At 65.6% G+C, this 19276-nt stretch carries 19 protein-coding genes and 1 tRNA gene; 6 read left to right on the top strand and 14 right to left on the bottom strand.

Translation table 11 applies throughout. The annotated features are described in order from the left end of the window. Positions 1 to 46 precede the first annotated feature (46 nt). From QQS14_RS10310 to QQS14_RS10270, 9 genes are all read right to left on the bottom strand, one after another. On the bottom strand, positions 47 to 2266 hold the full coding sequence (locus QQS14_RS10310; protein ID WP_285906908.1) for an AsmA family protein: 2220 nt from the start codon (positions 2264 to 2266) through the stop codon (positions 47 to 49). Positions 2267 to 2294: 28 nt separating this feature from the next. Beyond that, complete coding sequence (locus QQS14_RS10305) at positions 2295 to 2603, bottom strand: MerR family transcriptional regulator (protein WP_285906907.1); 309 nt, start codon at positions 2601 to 2603, stop codon at positions 2295 to 2297. 132 nt (positions 2604 to 2735) lie between these two features. After that, positions 2736 to 5144: a phenylalanine--tRNA ligase subunit beta gene (pheT, locus tag QQS14_RS10300; RefSeq protein ID WP_285906906.1), complete on the bottom strand. Its 2409-nt coding sequence runs from the start codon at positions 5142 to 5144 to the stop codon at positions 2736 to 2738. A gap of 67 nt (positions 5145 to 5211) precedes the next feature. Then, complete coding sequence (gene pheS, locus QQS14_RS10295; protein ID WP_285906905.1) at positions 5212 to 6264, bottom strand: phenylalanine--tRNA ligase subunit alpha; 1053 nt, start codon at positions 6262 to 6264, stop codon at positions 5212 to 5214. 2 nt (positions 6265 to 6266) lie between these two features. Beyond that, positions 6267 to 6620: a 50S ribosomal protein L20 gene (gene rplT / locus QQS14_RS10290; protein WP_285906904.1), complete on the bottom strand. Its 354-nt coding sequence runs from the start codon at positions 6618 to 6620 to the stop codon at positions 6267 to 6269. Between the two features lie 175 nt (positions 6621 to 6795). Further along, on the bottom strand, positions 6796 to 6993 hold the full coding sequence (rpmI, locus tag QQS14_RS10285) for a 50S ribosomal protein L35 (protein WP_285906903.1): 198 nt from the start codon (positions 6991 to 6993) through the stop codon (positions 6796 to 6798). Between the two features lie 40 nt (positions 6994 to 7033). Further along, on the bottom strand, positions 7034 to 7582 hold the full coding sequence (gene infC / locus QQS14_RS10280) for a translation initiation factor IF-3 (protein WP_285906927.1): 549 nt from the start codon (positions 7580 to 7582) through the stop codon (positions 7034 to 7036). After that, complete coding sequence (gene thrS / locus QQS14_RS10275) at positions 7566 to 9503, bottom strand: threonine--tRNA ligase (RefSeq protein WP_285906902.1); 1938 nt, start codon at positions 9501 to 9503, stop codon at positions 7566 to 7568. Before thrS ends, infC begins: the two co-directional genes overlap by 17 nt. A gap of 275 nt (positions 9504 to 9778) precedes the next feature. Further along, positions 9779 to 9853, bottom strand: a tRNA-Val gene (locus tag QQS14_RS10270). Between the two features lie 200 nt (positions 9854 to 10053). Between QQS14_RS10270 and QQS14_RS10265 the strand changes: the two genes are divergently transcribed. Next, positions 10054 to 10374 (top strand): DsrE family protein, encoded by a 321-nt coding sequence (locus QQS14_RS10265; protein ID WP_285906901.1) that lies wholly within the window; start codon positions 10054 to 10056, stop codon positions 10372 to 10374. A 39-nt stretch (positions 10375 to 10413) separates the two neighbouring features. Here the strand turns inward: QQS14_RS10265 and QQS14_RS10260 are convergent, their stop codons facing one another. From QQS14_RS10260 to QQS14_RS10240, 5 genes are all read right to left on the bottom strand, one after another. After that, on the bottom strand, positions 10414 to 11124 hold the full coding sequence (locus QQS14_RS10260; protein ID WP_285906900.1) for a DVU0298 family protein: 711 nt from the start codon (positions 11122 to 11124) through the stop codon (positions 10414 to 10416). Positions 11125 to 11257: 133 nt separating this feature from the next. Beyond that, entirely contained in the window at positions 11258 to 11878 is a 621-nt protein-coding gene (locus tag QQS14_RS10255; protein WP_285906899.1) for a tetratricopeptide repeat protein, read from the bottom strand. A 15-nt stretch (positions 11879 to 11893) separates the two neighbouring features. Beyond that, a complete protein-coding gene (locus tag QQS14_RS10250; protein ID WP_285906898.1) occupies positions 11894 to 12259 on the bottom strand; it encodes a hypothetical protein in 366 nt (121 codons plus the stop codon). Beyond that, positions 12256 to 13092, bottom strand: coding sequence for a YkgJ family cysteine cluster protein (locus tag QQS14_RS10245; RefSeq protein WP_285906897.1), 837 nt, complete (start codon positions 13090 to 13092; stop codon positions 12256 to 12258). The genes QQS14_RS10250 and QQS14_RS10245 overlap by 4 nt, the downstream gene beginning before the upstream one ends. 311 nt (positions 13093 to 13403) lie before the next feature. Continuing rightward, positions 13404 to 13715, bottom strand: coding sequence for a ferredoxin family protein (locus QQS14_RS10240; protein ID WP_285906896.1), 312 nt, complete (start codon positions 13713 to 13715; stop codon positions 13404 to 13406). Between the two features lie 136 nt (positions 13716 to 13851). Between QQS14_RS10240 and QQS14_RS10235 the strand changes: the two genes are divergently transcribed. From QQS14_RS10235 to QQS14_RS10215, 5 genes are read left to right on the top strand one after another with little or no spacing between them, the layout of a single operon-like run. Continuing rightward, positions 13852 to 15051: an aminopeptidase gene (locus QQS14_RS10235; protein ID WP_285906895.1), complete on the top strand. Its 1200-nt coding sequence runs from the start codon at positions 13852 to 13854 to the stop codon at positions 15049 to 15051. A 36-nt stretch (positions 15052 to 15087) separates the two neighbouring features. Beyond that, on the top strand, positions 15088 to 17055 hold the full coding sequence (locus QQS14_RS10230) for a molybdopterin biosynthesis protein (protein ID WP_285906894.1): 1968 nt from the start codon (positions 15088 to 15090) through the stop codon (positions 17053 to 17055). Positions 17056 to 17072: 17 nt separating this feature from the next. After that, positions 17073 to 17645 (top strand): cysteine hydrolase family protein, encoded by a 573-nt coding sequence (locus tag QQS14_RS10225; RefSeq protein ID WP_285906893.1) that lies wholly within the window; start codon positions 17073 to 17075, stop codon positions 17643 to 17645. A 31-nt stretch (positions 17646 to 17676) separates the two neighbouring features. Further along, positions 17677 to 18672 (top strand): XdhC family protein, encoded by a 996-nt coding sequence (locus QQS14_RS10220; protein WP_285906892.1) that lies wholly within the window; start codon positions 17677 to 17679, stop codon positions 18670 to 18672. Next, on the top strand, positions 18669 to 19268 hold the full coding sequence (locus QQS14_RS10215; RefSeq protein WP_285906891.1) for a nucleotidyltransferase family protein: 600 nt from the start codon (positions 18669 to 18671) through the stop codon (positions 19266 to 19268). The genes QQS14_RS10220 and QQS14_RS10215 overlap by 4 nt, the downstream gene beginning before the upstream one ends. Positions 19269 to 19276 lie beyond the last annotated feature (8 nt).

The following is a 19276-nucleotide window of genomic DNA, read 5'->3' as shown; positions in this document are numbered from 1 at the left end:
ACAATCCCGTGACGTTGCCGTGACGCCTGCGCTTCAAGGGAGTGGATCAGAACAGGCCAAAGAAGCCGCGCTTCTTCTCTCCCTCCGGCTCCTTGGCATCGTCACCGCCCATCACGGCCTTGCCGACCCCCTTGAGCACATCGCTCACCCCCTCGACAACGGTTCCTGCCGTATCCAGCACGCTTCCAGCCGTGTCGAGCACCGCGCCGCCCAGGGCCTTGACGTATTCCTCGATGGAGACCCGGTAGCGCGGCTGCTCCAAGGTGCCCGTCACCCGGAGGGGGACCATGACCCCGTAGAGATCGTCCGAGGACCTGCCGCCCTGCCCTTGCGCCGTGGGTGCCAGCTTGACCTTGACCAGGGCGTTGATGCGGCCCGAGGGCAGGTCAACGCTCCCCTCTCCATCGGCGCGCAAACCCGGGGCCTTGACCTCCAGATCGCGACTGCGCAGGACGCCGTTGGTGACAACGCCCGTGGCCGTGATGGAGCCGAAGCGGGTGGCATCGGTCCGGGCCGCCTCCACGGTGCCGTCGGCGCGGTTTCGCTGCTCATGCGTGGTGCGGGCCATGCTCATCAGGTCCACGCCCGGAAACACGCCATCGGCGAGGTTCAAGGTGAACCGGCCGTTCGTGCTGCGCAGCATCGCCTCGCGCCGCGCCCCCTGGCAGGCCAGGGCGGCATTGAGGGTCAGCACCCCCTGATACTCGTCGGTACCAAGGGCGTCGCGCGAGAGGCCGCCCACGTCCACCCGGTCCACGCCGATGATCACATCGCTTGCCGGATGGTCGCTCACCGCGTTGATGGTCAGACCCACGGCCGCATGGCCGCCGTAGAGCGCCGCCTTGACCGGGCTGACGCGGACCAGCCCATGACGCGCTCCGGCCGAGACCTGCACGTCGGTCATGGAAATTCCGGCCACGCGCAGGGACCGGGCCGTGGCCTCCAGGTCCAGGCTCAGGTCGCGCAGCAGCACGGCGTCGATGATCGGGTCCGAATCCCGGCTGCCGCCCTGGTCCGTTGACCGGGACGACTCACTGCGGCCAGCCTTGCGCGGAGGCAGGTAGCGGTCCAGATCAAGGGTGTCGATGGTCAGACGCACCACGTCCCGGGCCGCGCCCTCGCGCTCGCGACGGGAGAGGGAGCCGGAGATGGTCGTGCCGTCGATGACGGCCTCCAACTCGCGCACCTCGAAACCGCCCGCGTCAACGATCAGCGCGGCCGTGGCTCCGGCCCGGGTCAGGGCTTGCGGGTCCGCCGTGCGGGGCACGTCAACGCCCAGGGCGGCCAGAGTCTTGCGCGCATCAAAGCGGTCCAGCCCCACCGAGGCCGTGAGCCGGGCGGCCGAGCCGAGCCCGGTCAGGGCGCCGGACGCCCGGACCGTGAGCCCATAGGCCGCGACCGTCAGTCCGTCCACGCGCACGGCCAGCCCGGCCTTGCCGTGGTCGCCCGCGCCCTGTGCGCGCATATCCACGCCCACGGTGTCAGCCCGGACAGCGATGTCGGCCCGGCCTCCGGGCACGGACTCACCCTCGATCACGGCATTCAGGACCATTCCCCCGAAGCTCGCCCCTGCCGAACCAGCGGCAATGGCGACAGTGCCCGCGAACTCGACGGTGCCGGTCAGGGCCGGGGCCTCGCTGCCCACATCGCAGCGCATGGTCACGCCAAAGGGCGCACCCCGGGCAATGGTTTCGGTGGTCAGGGAGACATTGCGCAGGGACACGGTCGCGCCCCCGGCGCGGTCCACCCAGACCAGTTCGGAGCCCGTGATGCTCACGCCGTCGATCTCAAGGTCAAAGGAGCCGGGCTCCGCCCCCCCGGTTTCCGGCCCCACGGCCGGTTTCGCCTCGGCCTTGGTGGCCCGGTCGGTCAGGTCGTCCCAGTTGGTCCGGCCGGAGGGGGCGCGCCGCAGAGTCAGGCTGGCCCCTTCGAGTTCGAGGTGGCCGAAGCGCACCCGACCCGAGAAGAGCGGCAGGAGGCGCACGTCGAGCCGGGCCCTGGCGACGGCCACCATGGGCTCGTCGCCGAAGCCGGGAGCATCGCTCAAGGCGACGCGCTCCATGCCCACGCCGAGGTGGGGAAAAAACGTCAGGGAAATGTCGCCGTCAATGGTCAGCTCCCGGCCCGTCTTCTCGACCACGAGGCGGCCGATGGTGTCTCGGTAGCTGTTGATGTCGAAGGTGACTATGAAGATCGCCAGGGCCACCAGCCCCAGCAACACGGCCACGCCCGCTCCGATGACGCCCAGTTTCACCAGCTTGTTCATGGTCAGGCCCTCGTGCGGACGAGGCGGGTCAGCGCCTCAGGAGATTTCTGATGGTCACGAGTTCGTCATGAATCTCGCGCAGGATGCCGCTCTGCTCGCGACTGCGCAACTTGCGTTTGGCTCCGTCGATTGTCAGCTTCTCGTCGTAGAGCAGCCGCTTGATCTCGCGGATGATCTCCAGGTGTTCCTCGGTGTAGAGCCGCTGGCCGCTTTCGGTGCGGATGGGTTCGATCTCCTCGAACTCGCCCTCCCAGAAGCGCAGCACATAGGTCTTGACCCCGATCTCGCGCGCGGCCTGACCGATCTTGTACCGTTTGAACTCCTGCAAGTCTTCCATTTGGCATTTCTAGCAAATCGGCACGGTCCCTACAACAGCTTTGCGTCACCCGACCGGGGCGCAACAGACACGGCCCCGCCCCCTCAAGCGGGACGGGGCCGGAAAGAGCGCCGGGAACAGGTGCGTGTCGATCTAGAACCGGACCGGCAGGGTCGAAGCCAGGGCTTCGAGAATCCTGGCGTGTTCCTTGTCCACCTGGGTGTCCGTGAGGGTCCGGGCCGGATGGCGATAGGTGAGCCGAAAAGAAAGATTGCGCTCCTCGCGGCCCGCCTCCTGGCCCTGGGGCACGAACTCGGCCACCAACTCCACGGATTCGAGGATGTCCACACCCACCCCCATGATGACCTCTCGGATGGCCTGGGCCTTGAGGGTCGCCGAGCCGATGACGGTCACGTCGCGGCGGCTGGGCGGGAACACGGGCAGCGGCGCAAAACCGATCCTGTGGGCCGTGGCCAGTTCGCGCAGCGTGTCGAGATCCAGTTCGGCCAGCCAGACCTCCTTGCGGGCGTGATAAAAATCAGCCATGTCCTCGCGCACCCGGCCCATGACGCCCACGAAGCGGTCGTCCACCCGCACCTCCACGCACGGGTTGAGGAAGGGGTGCTCACCGGCCAGAGCGCACTGGGGAGCCGAAAGCTTGAGATGGCCCTGCACCAGATGCTCCACATGGCCCTTGAGGTCCAGGTAGTCGGCATCGCCGCCCTGCCAGGGCCACTCGGCCGCGTGGCGCGGGCCATAGAGCAGGATGCCCAGGCCCGAGTGCTCACGCGTCTCGGTGTCGGACTGGGCATCGGCCACGAACCGTTTGGCCACCTCAAAGACACGGATGTGATTGTTGCCCTTGGAAAGATTGTGCTTGAGGGTGTTGAGCAGGCCGGGCGCCAGGGCCGTGCGCATGACGTTCTGGTCCTCGCTCAGGGGGTTGGCGATGAACACGCGCCCCTCGGCGGGCAGGCCCAGCCGGTCGAGATCGTCCGCGCCCACGAAACTGTAGTTGATGGCCTCGTTGAGGCCCACCCCCGCGCCCCAGGCCTTGACCCGGCCGATGAAGCCGTACTCGGTCTCGCCGGAGACGATGCCGTCCAGGGACTTGGCCACTCGCGGCAGCACGGCCGGGATGCGGTCCAGTCCGTAGACGCGGCCCACTTCCTCGTACAGGTCCACCTCGCGCTCCAGGTCGAGCCGGTGCGAGGGCGAGGACACGGTCCAGCAGGCGGGATCGCTGTCGTCCACGCCGCACCCTTCGAGGGTGAAGACCTTCTTGGCGAACTCCGGCTCCAGGTCCAGGCCGAGCAGACGCATGCACCGGTCGTGGCGATAGGTGTGAGTGCGGTCGCGCCAGGGTTTCGGTTCGGCGCTGGCCACGCCCGAGACCACCGTGCCGCCCGAGGTCTCGGCCATGAGCTGGGCCGCGCGGTCGAGACAGAAACGGTTCATGACCTGGTCCACCCCGCGCTCGAAGCGGTAGGAGGCGTCCGACGGCAGGGCAAGCCTGCGCGCGGTCTTGCGGATGGTGCCGGGCCGGAATATGGCGGCTTCGAGCAGGACGTTGGTTGAGCCGTCGTGCATCTCGGAGTTGAGCCCGCCCATGACACCGGCCAGGGCCACGGGCTTGACCCCGTCCCAGATGAGCAGATCGGCGGCGGTCAGGGTGCGCTCATGGCCGTCCAGGGTGGTGAACCTCATGCCCTCCGTGGCCGGGGCCACCCGGATGGTCGCGCCCTCGATCAGGTCGAGGTCAAAGGCGTGCAGTGGCTGGCCCAGCTCGAACATGATGTAGTTGGTGCAGTCCACGATATTACTGATGGGCCGCTGGCCCAGAGCCAGGAGGCGAAAGCGCATCCAGTCCGGCCCCTTGCGCGTGGTCACGCCGCGAACGATGCGCCCGTTGTACAGCGGACACAGCTCGGGGTCGTCGATGACGATGCGTACCTCGTCGGCCGCGTTGCCGCCCGCCTCGTGGAGATTGAGGGCGGGCAGGGTCAGGGGCAGGTCAAAGGCCAGGGCCGTCTCGCGGGCAAAGCCGAGGATGGACAGACAGTCGGCCCGGTTGGGCGTGATGTCGAAATCAAAGACCACGCGCTCCAGGTTCAGGGCATCGGCCAACCGGGTGCCGGGCGCAAAGGAATCGTCGAGGACCCAGATGCCCTGGTGATCGTCGGAAAAGCCCAGCTCGCGCTCGGAGCAGATCATGCCGTATGACCCGACGCCACGCAGCTTGGCCTTCTTGATCTTCAGCCCGTCGGGCATGGTGGTGCCCACCCTGGCCACGGGCACCTTCTGCCCGGCGGCCACATTGGGCGCGCCGCAGACGATGTCGAGCACCTCGTCGCCCACGTCCACGCGGCAGACCGAGAGCTTGTCCGCCTCGGGGTGCGGCCCGCACTCGACCACATGGCCCACCACCAGATCGCGCACGGCCTCGAAGGGGTCGTGGATGCCGTCGAGTTCGAGGCCGAGCATGGTGAGCCGGTCGCCCAGGGCCTGGGGTTCGCCCTCAAAGGGCACGAATTCACGCAACCAATCTAAGCTGACAAGCATTGCACTACCATTGGCGATGAGAAGTTATACAATCGGGCGGCACCGGCCCCGCCGGGGCGTGACCGCGCTACGCGAACTGTTCGAGGAAGCGGACGTCGTTCTCGAAGAACATGCGCAGGTCGCCGATGCCGTACTTGAGCATGGCCACCCGCTCGACGCCCAGACCAAAGGCGAACCCGGAGTAGACCTCGGGATCGTAGCCCACGGACTTGAAGACATTGGGATCGACCATGCCGCACCCCAGGATCTCGACCCAGCCCGTGCCCTTGCATACGCGACAGGCGGCGCCGTCCCTGGCCCCCTTGCCACCGCACAGGACGCAGGAGATGTCCACCTCGGCGCTGGGCTCGGTGAAGGGGAAAAAGCTCGGCCTGAAGCGCACCTCTGTCTCGGCCCCGAAAAGCTGGCGCACAAAGGCGGTCAGGGTGCCGCGCAGGTCGCCCATGGACACGTCGCGGTCCACCAGCAGCCCCTCGATCTGATGGAACATGGGGGTGTGGGTCAGGTCCGAATCGCGGCGATAGACCTTGCCGGGCGCGATGACCGCCAGCGGCGGCTGGCGCTTGAGCATGCTGCGGATCTGCATGGGCGAGGTGTGGGTGCGCAGCACGATGCGCTCGGACACGTACAGGGTGTCCTGCATGTCGCGGGCCGGATGCTCGGGCGGGATGTTCAGGGCCTCGAAGTTGTTCCAGTCGTTCTCCACCTCCGGCCCTGCCGCGTGCTCGAAGCCGAGGCCGGTGAGCACGTCGCATATCTCCCCCATGACCAGGGTCACGGGATGGAGCGATCCGGCCCAGGGCCTGCGCCCGGGCATGGTGGGGTCGAACATGGAGAGGGCGCGGTCGGTCTCGGCATGGGCCAGTTCCTCCTGCCACGAATCGAGCAGCGCGGTGATGCGCTGCTTGACCTCGTTGGCCTTCTGGCCACCTGCGGGCTTGGCCTCGCCATCGAGCCGGCCAAGCTGGCCCATGGACTGGGCCAGCCTGCCCTTGCGGCCGAGGAACTCGATGCGCAGCTCTTCCAGCTCCTTCAACGAACAAGCCTGGCCCTTGCGCGATTCGCAATCCTGGGCCAGGCTGTCGAGTCCTTCCAGGAAGGACTTCAATGCATCACTCACGTCTAGCTCACCTTGGCTTTGGCGGCCTCTGCGACTTTCGCGAACACCTGGGGGTCGCGCACTGCCATGTCGGCCAGCACCTTGCGGTTGAGCTCGATTCCGGCCTTTTTAAGGCCATCCATCAGACGGCTGTAGGACATGCCATTGATGCGGGCGGCGGCGTTGATGCGCATGATCCACAGCTTGCGGAACTCGCGCTTCTTGCCCTTGCGGTCGCGGTAGGCATGGCACAGGGCCTTCTCGACCCGTTCCCGGGCGGTACGGTACAGGCGGCTGCCCGCTCCGCGGTAGCCCTTGGCCATCTTCAAATATTTCTTGTGACGCTTCTTGGCGGCGACGCCGCGTTTAACTCTCATGTCGAACCTCCATCGCTTAATACCTCCCGGGCCGGACGGACTCCCCCGACGAGGCGGATTGCTTTAGATTGTTTCCGAATCCACACTTCGATCCCGGCCGACTCCGGCCTGATGCGTTGAATTCCGGCCATCCGGAATCCATGGGGAACGCAGCAGACGCGCGGCCCGAAACGAACTAGCCGTTGGGCAACTGGCGGCGAACCGCCTTCATGTTGGTGCTGTCCACGGTGGTGGACTGCCCCAGGCGACGCTTCCGCTTGGCATTCTTCTTGGTCAGAATGTGCCGCAGGTTCTGCCTGCGGCGCTTGAACTTGCCGGAAGCGGTCTTGGAAAACCGCTTGGCGGCAGCGCGTCTGGTTTTGATCTTGGGCATCGTATCCTCCTTGAAAGGGAACAGGTCCCTTGCGAGTCGACTATTTTTTTACGGGAGCAAGCATCATTGTCATCGTCCGTCCCTCTGACATGGGCCTGCTCTCAACTTTGGCGACTTCCGCGGTATCGGTCACAACCCGCTCAAGCATCTTGAGCCCGCGGTCCTTGTGGACGATCTCGCGTCCCCGGAAGAAGACGGTGACTTTACAGCGATCACCATCGTCCAGGAATTTCAAAATTTTACTGAGCTTGGTCTGGTAGTCGTGCTCGTCGGTCTTGGGCCGGAACTTGACTTCCTTGATCTTGATGACGGTCTGCTTCTTCTTGGCTTCCTGCAACTTTTTCTGCTGCTGGTACTTGAATTTGCCGTAATCCATGATCTTGCAGACCGGCGGGTCCGCGTTGGGCGCGACCTCGACCAGATCAAGGCCCTTTTCCCTGGCGCGATCAAGCGCGTCACGAGTGTCGAGAACACCCAGCTGCTCGCCGTCTTCATCCACAACCCGCACCTTGGGGATGCGAATCCGCTCGTTGCGCCGGACCAGATCTTGCTTCTTCTGGTCTCGGCGGTCGTTACCCCGAAAAGCTATAGCGCATGCCTCCTCGTTTGAAAGGGGCCTGGGCAGCGTCGAGAATGAGCTGCGCGGCCTCTTCCAGTGTCACCATGCCGGGGTCCTCGCCATCGCGCGAGCGAATATTGACGCACCCGGCCTCCACCTCTTTGTCGCCGACCACCAACATGTACGGAATCTTTTCAACCTGCGCTTCCCGTACCTTGTACCCCAGCTTCTCGTTGCGGGTGTCCGCTTCGATGCGGATACCCCTTCCCGCCAGATAGGCCCGGGCTTTTTCCGTGAATTCGGCCTGGGCGTCCGTCACGTTCAACAGACGCGCCTGAACCGGAGCCAGCCATACAGGCAACGCCCCGGCGAAATGTTCGATGAGGACGCCGATGAACCGTTCGATGGAACCGAGGATGACCCGATGCAGCATGACCGGCCGGTGGCGTTCACCGTCATCGCCCACATATACCAAGTCAAACCGCTCTGGCAAGGTAAAATCGCATTGGATTGTAGCGCATTGCCAGCGCCTTTCCAGGGAGTCGCGCAGGATGATGTCGATCTTGGGCCCGTAGAACGCGCCGTCGCCCTCGTTGATGGCGTAGGGCTTGCCCAGCGCGTCCAGCGCATCCTTGAGTGCGGCGGTGGCCAGCTCCCAGTCGGCGTCGGTGCCCACGGATTTCTCCGGCCGGGTGGATATCTCGGCCTCGAACGTAAAGCCGAAGAGGTCCATGATGTCGCGCACGAAGTTGAAGACGCCGATGATCTCGTCCTGAAGCTGGTCCGGGCGGCAAATGAGGTGGGCATCGTCCTGAGTGAAGGAACGCACCCGCATCAGGCCGTGGAGCACGCCCGACTTCTCGTGGCGATGGACCACGCCCAGCTCGAAATAGCGCTGGGGCAGGTCGCGGTAGCTCTGGATCTTGCGCTTGAAGATGAGCATGTGCGACAGGCAGTTCATGGGCTTGATGCCGTACCCCTGCTCATCGATCTCGGTGAAATACATGTTCTCGCGGTAGTTGTCGTAATGGCCTGACTTCTCCCACAGCTCGCGCTTGAGGATGAGGGGGCCCTGCACGATCTGGTAGCCGCGCTTGAGGTGCTCCTTGCGCTCGAAATCCTCGAGGATGGTGCGCACCAGCCCGCCCTTGGGATGCCACAGGATCATGCCGCCGCCCACGTCCTCGTGGGTGGAGAAGAGGTCGAGCTGGGCGCCCAGCTTGCGGTGGTCGCGCTTCCTGGCCTCTTCGAGCCTGTCGAGATATTTCTTGAGGGCCTTGGGATCGGACCAGGCCGTGCCGTAGATGCGCTGAAGCTGCTTGTTCTTCTCGCTGCCGCGCCAATAGGCCCCGGCCACGGAGAGCAGCTTGAAGGCCTTGATCATGCCGGTGCGCGGCACATGCGGCCCGCGACACAGATCCGCAAAATCGCCGTGGGAATAGACGGTGAAGGTGTCACCGCCCAGATCGTCGATGATCTCGCCCTTGTAGGTCTCGCCCATGGCCTCGAAGAATTCCCTGGCCGCGTCGGCGCTCATGGCCCGGCAGGAGAACTCCTTGTTGGCCCCTACGGAACTAAGCATCTCCTTCTCGATGGCCTCAAGGTCCTCGGGGGTGAAGGGGCGCTCGAAGTCGAAATCATAGTAGAAGCCGTCCTTGATGGCCGGGCCGATGGTCACCTTGGCTGCGGGGAAGAGCCTCTTGACCGCCTCGGCCATGAGGTGGGCGGCGGAGTGGCGGATGATGTCGAGCCCTTCCTCGCTGTCGGCGATGATGGGCTCAATGGTAGTGCAGGTGCCGGGAACGGGCGCGGTCAGGTCAAGGACGGTCTCGCCGCAGCGGGCGGCGACCACGTTCTTGAACTGCTTTTTGGAGACGCCCTGTTGCAGGACGTCGGCGCACGACGCGCCGTCGGGCACGTCGATCCTGTTCCCGGAGACTTCGATCTGCACTGTCAGGCTCCTTTGCCGCGCCGTGGCGCGGGCCATCTTGCAGGCTGTTGATAAATGGCCGCCTGCGGACGTTAAGCGACTGTAGGCGATTCTTCGAGCCGTACAGAAAGCTTATTCAAAAAGTTCAAATCCTCGCGGAAGGAAGTACCCTTCGGCCTTGAACTTTTTTCGCGCCTAGCATCCAACCATTTTTGAACAGCCTGCGCGTTTCAATTCTTTCAACGACCATCTAAATAATGAAAGGGAGGCTCTTGGCCTCCCTTCCCGGGGATTTCTGGTAGGCGCGGAGGGATTTGAACCCACGACCCTTTGCACGTCAAGCAAATGCTCTCCCCCTGAGCTACGCGCCTTCTCGTCGAAGCGGAGTGAATATCTATCCGCGAGCCGCCCGGTTGTCAAGCGCGGCGCGGACATTTTTTCCCTTTTTTGCCGGGCTGGCGGAGAGGGGGTGCCATCGCGTCGCGGGGCCTGCGGCTTCCAGGCGGTGTTGCCCTCTCCCCACGACCTTGCTATAGACATCATCAATCGAAAAACAAAGGAGTTGCGGCGGATGCATATACTTATCACCCTGACCAGCACGGACCCTGAAGTGAAATGGAACGCCGTGCGCTATGGCAACTTCCTGCTCAGCGCGGGCGAGGGCGTGACCCTCTTTCTCAACGGCCCGGCCGTGGACCTGTCGGCCGGGGACAGCGAGCGGTTTCCCATCGGCGAGCAGGCCAAAGTCTTCAGCTTGAGCGAGGGCGTCCTCGTCGCCTGAGGCAAGTGCATGGCCATCCACGGCGTGGATGAATCAGACACGGTCAAGCTCTCCAACATGCAGTTTCTCTACGACGAGATGTGCAAGGCGGACAAGATCATGAACTTCTAGCGATGAGCCGGGCCGTCCGCGCTGGCCGGCCCGGCCCGATCACCCTTCCCGTCGTACCGGCGCATTCAGCGCGCTCAGTGCCCCTGACGCCATCTGGCCGACAGTGGTGTCCATCAGCTCCCGGTCAAGATACGTGCGCACGGGCGCGGGGTCGTCCCGCAGCCCCTCCAGCGGTTCGCGTGCCGGGGCAGCGCCGATCAGGCCGAGAACGCGGGCCGCGTGGGCCCGGTTGAAGGCGTCTTCCTCGGCCAGGGCGGCCGCCAGGAACCGCTCGCCGTGGGCCACCAGCCCGGGCCGGACCTCGGCCAGCCGGGCCAATCCCCAGAACACGTCGCGCCGCAGCTCCGGATGATCGAGATAGTTGCCGTCGCAGGCCTCGTCGCAGAAGATGTAGGACACGAAAACCTTGTGAAACTCAAGGGCGATACGCTCGCTTCGGGCCATGGCCTCGCCCATGAAGTGGGGGATGCCCCAGCCCAGGTTGCCCGACTCCTCGTTCATGTACCACATGCAGGTGCGCATGAGTATCCGGGCCTTTTCCATGGATGCCTCGGCCATGCGCTCCGCAGTCAGGCCAAAGGCCGTGGCCGAGTGCCAGCGCACCGCCTCGTCCCGGTCCAGGCGCAGCGAGAGCAGGGGCGGCACGAGGATGCCCGGGGGCCATGCCCCAAGGTCTTCCAGCCGGGCCTGCCAGCCTTCGTCGGCCAGGATGGCCCGCAGGTCTCCTTTCACTTGGCGGAATCTGGACATGACGCCTCCCGCAGGGGGTGAAGGGCGCGCCCGGGAGTCGCCCCGGCCCTGCCCACGAAAAAGGGGACCGCACGACACGGTCCCCTTGATGATAATCATTTTTTTCCGGCCCGCAAGGCTGCCGGACGAGGGGTCAGTTGTTGGCCTCGACTTCCTTCTGGAATTCTTCGGGCACGTCGAACCCGTTCTCCATGGCCTTGGCCATGCACGTGGCGGCATCGGCCCATTCCTTCCTGGCCGCGTGGATGAGGGCCTTGTTGTTCCAGGCCGGGCCGAAATTGGGGTACTTGTCCAGAATCTTCTTGAGCAGCTTGTCCGCCTCTTCGTAATCGCCGATGGTGATGTACAGGCTGGACATGGTGGCCTGGGCCTGGACGAACTCGGGGTCCAGCTTCAGCGCCTTCTTGAGCGCCTTGTGGGCCTTGTCCGTATCGCCCAGCTGGAGCTGGACAAAACCGATGTTGCCCCAGGGCACGGCAAAGAAGGGGCGCTGCTGGGTGGCCTGGATGTTGTAGTTCATACAGCTTTCAAGGTCCCCTTGCTGCAAGGCGATGCCGCCCAGCTGCACATACCCCTCGGCCAGGCGCGGCGAATGGGCCACGGCGTCCAGGAATTCGCGCTCGGCCTCCATGAAGTCGCGGCGCGAAAGATAGGCCACGCCAAGGTTGTAGTGGCTGTTGCCGCACTGGGGGTTCTTCTTCAGCTTGGCCTTGAGGTCGGCGATGTACTCGTCGAGATTGTCGAATTTTTCCATGGGCCTATCCTTTCATTACGGCTTGACGCCGTGTTTTTTCAGATGATCCGCATACCAGAGGCAGTAATCGAAGACCGGTCTGACCTTCTCGAAATTCATCACCAGCATGACGTTGAACTCGTTGACCGCGTCCACGTATTCCTGGTTGGCGTTCTTGCCGCAGTGACGCATGAAGAGCTGGGTCAGGTGGTCCGAGGTGTGGCCGGTCTTGTCGCGGCGGATGTCTATGGGGTCGAAGGGAGCCGCGAAGGGGTCCCAGTTCTCAAACCCCACGCGGTCCACGAACTTGCGCCGCCGGGGCGACATCTTCTCGTACATCCACAGCTTGCGCTCGGCCAGCTGCTCGGGGGTGAATTCCTCGTAGCTGTTGGGATCGCTCATGCCTGCCCTCCGTCCCCGCCAAGGACGATGGTCTTGCTGGTGCACGACTCGCAGGCGGACTTGCTTTCGGTACATGACGAACAGTTGTCAGCATCCCCGCCCGGGGCCCTGAACGGCGCACCGCCCGGCGCCTTGATCTCCACGGGCGCGGCGGCGGGCTTGGCGGAGCCGGTGTCCTTGGCCGGGGCGCGCACCCCGAGGTAATCCTCGTCGTACTCGGTGACCAGGGCCATGGACAGGGGCACGAGCATTTCGCCCAGCTCCATGTAGCGGCTGCCGATGCCCTTTTGCAGGTCGCGGCCGATGGTGATGAGCCGGTCAAGGACAATGTCCATGTTCACGGTGGGATATTTTTCGCCGCCCTTGAAACCCGAGAGGTTGCAGGTGTGGGCCTCGCCCGCGATGGAGGTGGGCACGCCATAGAGGCGGCAGGTGATGGGCCGGTGCTCGTACATGACACAGAGGTTGTCGTCGGAGAGCATGGGGCAGCGCACCCGGGCCCGCGAGACCTCCAGGAGGATTTCCGAGGCGGGGCGGCCTTCCTGGCTCGCCTTGTACACCTTGCGCTTGAGCTTGTGTATCTGGCGGTCGGCCTGGTCTGCCCGATTCAGGACCGTGCTGCGCTCAAGCCCCGAGAACAGCTCGTTGAACTTGTGGTTGATGTAGATGGCCTCGGCCAGGGTGATGTCGAACAGGGCGTGGCAGCAGTCGCTGCACCCCTTGCCACACTTGACCAGATCGCCCATCTCGGCCTCGAACTTGTCGAAGACCCCTTCGACCTCGGCGACTATGGCCTCGTACCGCTTGAAATATTCGGAAAAATCCAGCGCCATGTGTATGCTCCTCGTCTGGCCCGCATGTCTGAACCCGTCTGGCTGGCCCGCCCATTTGGCCAGCCATATGAGTCTGCATGTGTGGCCCGTGTCGCGTCGCCGGGCGACGTCATGCCCGTTATGGTAAGTCGCGAATCAAAATCGTCAACCGCACGGGCGGCGTCGGCAGGCCAAAAACCGTCGGGGCGGGCAAAGGGAGCGCCGGTCTCCCGAGCCGGGACCGCGAACCGCCACGCTGCGGCCATGGCCGAAAAAGGAAACGGGAGCAACGGTGACCCGCCGCTCCCGGAGCCGTGGCAAAACTTTCGGAACTAGTTCTCTTCGATGGTGATAGCGTCGGCCTCGCAGACCTCGACGCAGGACTCACAACCGAGGCACTCTTCCTCGTTCACGGCAACGGCCTTGCCGTCCTGAAGCTCGTAGACTTCCACGGGGCAGACGTCAACGCACTCGCCGTCGCCGGTACATTTGTCATGATCAACAGTGATAGTGTAGCCCATTGTTCCCTCCAGAATGATTTGGGATGCCCGCGTCTCACGGGGCTGGTTTGCTGCGCCTGATGCGCAGCGGTGATTGCACGCTTCCGACCCGAAAGGCCGGGCACGAGTTGCAGATATATTCAAGCCCGCCCTGTGTCAAGACATGAAAACCCATTTCACCACCCGGCCGCCGCCCGGCGCGTTTTCGGGTGTTGTGACCGGCGGCCGAGTCGTTTATCGTGCCCGCAGACGACAACCCTCAACACCGACAAGGACACTCATGTTCACCAAAGAAGAATTGAAGAAATACGCCCAGACACTGTGGTGGGGCCTGACCACCGCCCGCACCAAACCCTATGCCCCCGGCGACACCATCCTGCTGCGCTTCGACGCCCCGGCCCTGCCCCTGGCCGAGGCGGTCTTCGACATGCTCATCGAAAAGGGGCTCAACCCGGTGGCCCGGCAGAACATGACCCCGGGCATGGACCTGTCCTTCTACGGCAAGGGAGCCGACGCCCAGCTCACGGCTGTCCCGGCCGGGGATCGGGAGCTGATCGAGAGCTTGAACGGACTCATCTCCCTCATCGCGCCCGCCACCCTGACCCACCTCAAGGATGTGGACCCAAGCAAGATAGGCCTGGCCGCCGTGGCCCGCAAATTCATGCGCGACATCATGGAGCGTCGCGAGCAGTCCGGCGACTTCGGCTGGACCCTGTGCCTCTACCCCACCGAGGCCATGGCCGAGGCGGCCGGGCTGACCATGGCCGAGTTCAAGGCCCAGGTGGTGGACGCCTGCTTCCTCGACCACGAGGACCCGTCCGCCAAGTGGGCCGAGATCTTCGACGAGGCCGAAAAGGTCAAGGCGTGGCTCAACGGCCTGGACATCACGCGGCTGCGCGTCACCTCCGAGAACACGGACCTGACCGTGACCCCGGGCCGCGACCGGCGCTGGCTCGGCGTCTCGGGCCACAACATCCCGAGCTTCGAGATATTCCTCTCGCCCGACTGGCGCGGCACCGAGGGCGTGTACTACGCGGACCAGCCCTCCTACCGCTCGGGCAACTATGTGGAAGGCGTGCGCCTGACCTTCGAGAACGGCGTGGCCGTCAAGACCGAGGCCCGGGTGGGCGGGGAGTTCGTGGCCAAGCAGTTGACCCTGGACGAGGGAGCCAACCGGCTGGGCGAATTCTCCCTGACCGACCGCCGTTTCTCCAAGATCAGCGCCTTCATGGCCAACACCCTGTTCGACGAGAACTTCGGCGGCGACCAGGGCAACTGCCACGTGGCCGTGGGCGCGTCCTACGCCGACACCTATGCGGGCGACCAGTCCACCCTGGACAAGGACAAGAAGACCGAACTGGGCTTCAACGATTCCGCCCTGCACTGGGACCTGGTCAGCACCGAGCGCAAGACCGTCACCGCCACCCTGGCCGACGGCAGCGAGCTGGTCATCTACAAGGACGGGGAATTCCAGTATTGACGAACCGCCCCGGGCGGCGAAAGCAGGGAGAAAGCCATGGCCAAACGCAACATATACCTTGAGACCATCCCGGTGGAAGAGGCCGTGGGCCGCGCCAGGGCGGCGCTGGACCGCAAGCGTCTGCTGGCCGTCGAGACCGTGCCCACCCACGAGGCGGCCGGGCGGGTCACGGCCGGGCCCATCTTCGCCCGCTACTCGTCGCCCACCTTCCACTCCGCCGCCATGGACGGCATCGCCGTGCGCGCCGACACCACCTTTGCCGCGCGCGAGGACCGGCCTGCATCCCTGACCCACGGCGCGCAGTTCGTCTTCGTCAACACCGGTAATCCGCTGCCCGAGGGCATGAACGCCGTGATCATGATCGAGAACGTGGTCCAGAAGGACGAGGACACGGTGCTCATCGACGCCCCGGCCTTCCCCTGGCAGCATGTGCGCCGCATCGGCGAGGACATCGTGGCCACCGAACTGCTCATCCCCCAGTTCCGCCAACTCACCCCCTGCGACATCGGCGCCCTGCTCGCAGCGGGCATCTACGAGGTCGAGGTGCGCGAGCGGGTCCGGGCCGTGTTCGTGCCCACGGGCGACGAGGTGCTCGACTTCAAGGACAGACCCGAACCCCGGGCCGGGCAGGTCATCGAATCCAACTCCCAGGTGTTCATGGCCTATGCGGCCTCCTGGGGCGTGAACGCGAGTTTCACCCCACCGGTAAGGGACGACGAGGCAACCCTGCGCCGGGCCGTGCTCGACGGGCTGAACGCGGGCAACCATGCGGTCATCGTCGGCGCGGGCTCCAGCGCGGGCAGCAAGGATTACACCCGGCGCGTGTTCGAGTCCGTGGGCCGGGTGCTGGTCCACGGCATCTCGGTCATGCCCGGCAAGCCCACCCTGGTGGCCGTCACCGATGAGCGCAGCGGCCACCCCGGCCGCCTGCTGGTGGGCGCGCCCGGCTATCCGGTCAGCGCCGTGGTCTGCCATGAGAAGATTCTCGCCCCGGTGCTCTCCTGGCTCATGGGCGCGACCGCACCCGAGCGCGCCACCGCCCAGGTGGTGCTGGCCCGTAAGACCCCCTCCAAGCCCGGCATGCGCGAGGCCCTGCGCCTTGCGGCCGGGCGCATCGGCGAGCGCGAAAACGGGCGCATTGTCGCCGCGCCCCTGGCCCGTGGGGCGGGCATGATCACCACCATGACCCGGGCCCAGGCCGTGGCCTACATTCCCGAGGCGTCAGAGGGCGTGGACGAGGGCGAATCCGTCACCGCCGAACTGCTGGTGCCCATGGCCGACCTTGACCGCGTCCTGGTCCATGTAGGCAGCCACGACAACACGCTGGACCTGCTGGCCAACGAGCTGATGGGTCTGGCCGAGCCCCTGCGGCTGGTTTCGAGCCACGCCGGGAGCATGGGCGGCCTGACCGCCCTCAAGGCGGGCTCGGCCCTGTTCGCCGGGGCGCACCTCTTCGACCCCGAGAGCGCGGACTTCAACTTCCCCTTCATCAAGCGCTACCTCAAGGGGCTGGACGTCACCGTGGTCAACCTCGCCATCCGCCACCAGGGGCTTATCGTACCAAAGGGCAACCCCCTGTCCATCCGGGGCGTCGAAGACCTGGCCCGCGACGACGTGCGCTTCATCAACCGCCAGCGCGGGGCGGGCACGCGCATCCTCCTCGACCACCACCTGAAGACCGCCGGCATCATTCCGACAGACGTGACCGGCTACGACAACGAGGAGTTCACGCACATGGCCGTGGCCGTCAATGTGCTCACGGGCGCGGCCTCCTGCGGCCTGGGCATCTTTGCAGCGGCCAGGGCCCTCGATCTCGACTTCGTGCCCCTGGCCCACGAGCGCTACGATCTGGTCATTCCCTCCGCGCACATGGAAGACCCACGCATCGTCACCCTGCTGGCCACCATCCGCAAGGACACGGTCAAGGCCGCCATCAACGCCCAGGGTGGCTACGAAACCACCCTCACCGGCCAGATCATGCGCCCGGGCATGGGCCTGGGCTGAGCAAAGGAGCACTATCCATGTCGGCAAACACGGCTCTTGTGGTCATCGACGTCCAGAACGTCATGTTCGAGACGCCAGGGTTCGAGTTGTACCGGGGGGAAGAAGTCCTTGATGTCATCAAGGGGCTGATCAAGGCGGCCCGCACGGCAGGCGTGCCGGTGGTCTACATCCAGCACACCACCCGCGATGCGGGCAGCGAGTTCGAGAAGGATTCGCACAACTGGCGGATTCATCCGGCAATCGCCCCGCACCCCGGCGACGCCGTCTCCCTGAAATATTCCTATGACGCCTTCTTCGACACGGGCCTCGACAAGGCGCTCAAGGGGCTCGGCGCACAGCGGCTCGTCTTCTGCGGCCTCCAGACGGAAATCTGCGTGGACACCACGGTGCGCAGCGCCCTGGCCCACGGCTATTCGAGCGTCCTGGCGGCCGACGGCCACTCCACCTACGACACGGACGCGGCCCCGGCCCGGACCATCGTCGCCCACCACAACGCGGTGCTTAACCGCCGCTTCTGCACGGTCATGCCCTCGGATGAGGTCCGGTTCCAGCCCGGACACGCCGGGCGCGATCCTGACCCGCAGGCTTGATCCGCAAACACGCCCAGAAGGAATAACCGCCATGCAAGCCCTTGTTCGCTCCGTGCGTCAGTTGACATCGCAGGGCGAGACCGTGGTCCTGGCGACTGTGGCCGAAAGCGCCGGGTCCACCCCGCGCCCGCCCGGGGCCAAGATGATCGTCCGGACCGACGGGACCACCATCGGCACCGTGGGCGGCGGCCTCGTCGAGGCCATGGCCCGGCGCGAGGCAATGGCCCTGTTCGATGCCGGAGACGGCGCGGCCCTGCTCTTCTTCGCGGACATGACCGGCCCCCTGGCGGCCGAGTCGGACATGATCTGCGGCGGCGGCCTCTCGGTGTTGCTGGAGGTCGCGGGGCCGGGCGGCTCCTGCGCCACGGCCTACGCCCGGCTGGACCACAGCCTGCAAAGCGGCACCCGCGCAGCCCTGATCACCCGGCTGGAAGGCGCGGCCACGCTGCGGGCCGTGGACCACGGCATCGCGGACGCACCGCCCGCCAGGGCCGTTGTCCTGGAGCGGCTCGACTCCGCCATGCGGCTGGTGGAACCCTTTGTCCCCGCACCGCCCCTCTTCCTCTTCGGGGCCGGGCATGTGTCGCTGTTCACCGCCCGCATCGGGGCCATGGCCGGATTCCGCACCGTGGTCCTCGACGACAGGCCGGACTTCGCCAATGGGCAGCGGTTCCCCGAGGCGGACCGGATCGTGGTCCTGCCCTCCTTCGAGGGGTGCTGCCAAGACCTGGACATCACCGAAAACGCCTTTGTGGTCATCGTCACCCGGGGCCACCTGCACGACAGGACCGTGCTCGCCCAGGCGCTGCGCACCCCGGCCGGGTATGTGGGCATGATCGGCAGCCGGACCAAGCGGGACACGATCTATGCGAGCCTGCTGGCCGAGGGATTCACCAATGGCGACATGGCGCGCTGCCACTGCCCCATCGGCCTGTCCATCGGTGCGCGCACGCCCGAGGAAATCGCCATCAGCATCGGGGCCGAACTGGTCAGCGCCCGGGCAAGGCTGGCCGGAACACCGGCATGACCATGCTGGCCGCCATCATCCCGGCCGCCGGACACTCCTCGCGCATGGGACGCTGCAAGCCCCTGCTTCCCTTTGGCCCGGGCACGCTCCTGTCCCACTGCGTCGGCCTGTTCCGGGCCAACGGCCTTGACCGGATCATCGTGGTCACTGGCAACGACCGGGACGCGGTGGCGGCCGAGGCGGCCAGGGCCGGAGCGACCCCGGTCCACAACGCGCACTTCGGGCAGGGCATGTTCTCCTCGGTGCTGACCGGCCTGCGCGCCCTGGACCCCGAAACGGCCGCCTTCTTCCTGCTCCCGGTGGACATGCCCCTGGTCAGGCCGGATACCATCGCCCGGCTGGCCGACGAGTACCGACGCACCAAGTTCGCCGTCCTCTGCCCCCGCTTTCGGGGACAGCGCGGCCACCCGCCCCTCATCAGCCGGTCATTGCTGCCGGAAATCCTGGCCCACGACGGCACGGGCGGCCTGCGCGCCGTGCTGCTCCGGCACGAAGCGACCAGCCTGGACCTCGACGACCCGGGCACCGTGCTTGATCTGAATCACCCCGGGGACTACCAGGACGCCCTGGCCCGGTTGCTGCCGCAGGTGGGCTGACCGGGGCT

This window comes from Pseudodesulfovibrio pelocollis (assembly GCF_030282845.1).
GTDB classification, from domain to species: domain Bacteria; phylum Desulfobacterota; class Desulfovibrionia; order Desulfovibrionales; family Desulfovibrionaceae; genus Pseudodesulfovibrio; species Pseudodesulfovibrio pelocollis.
Note: the sequence above shows the minus strand (reverse complement) of the source record. Positions and strands in the feature narration are given on the sequence as shown.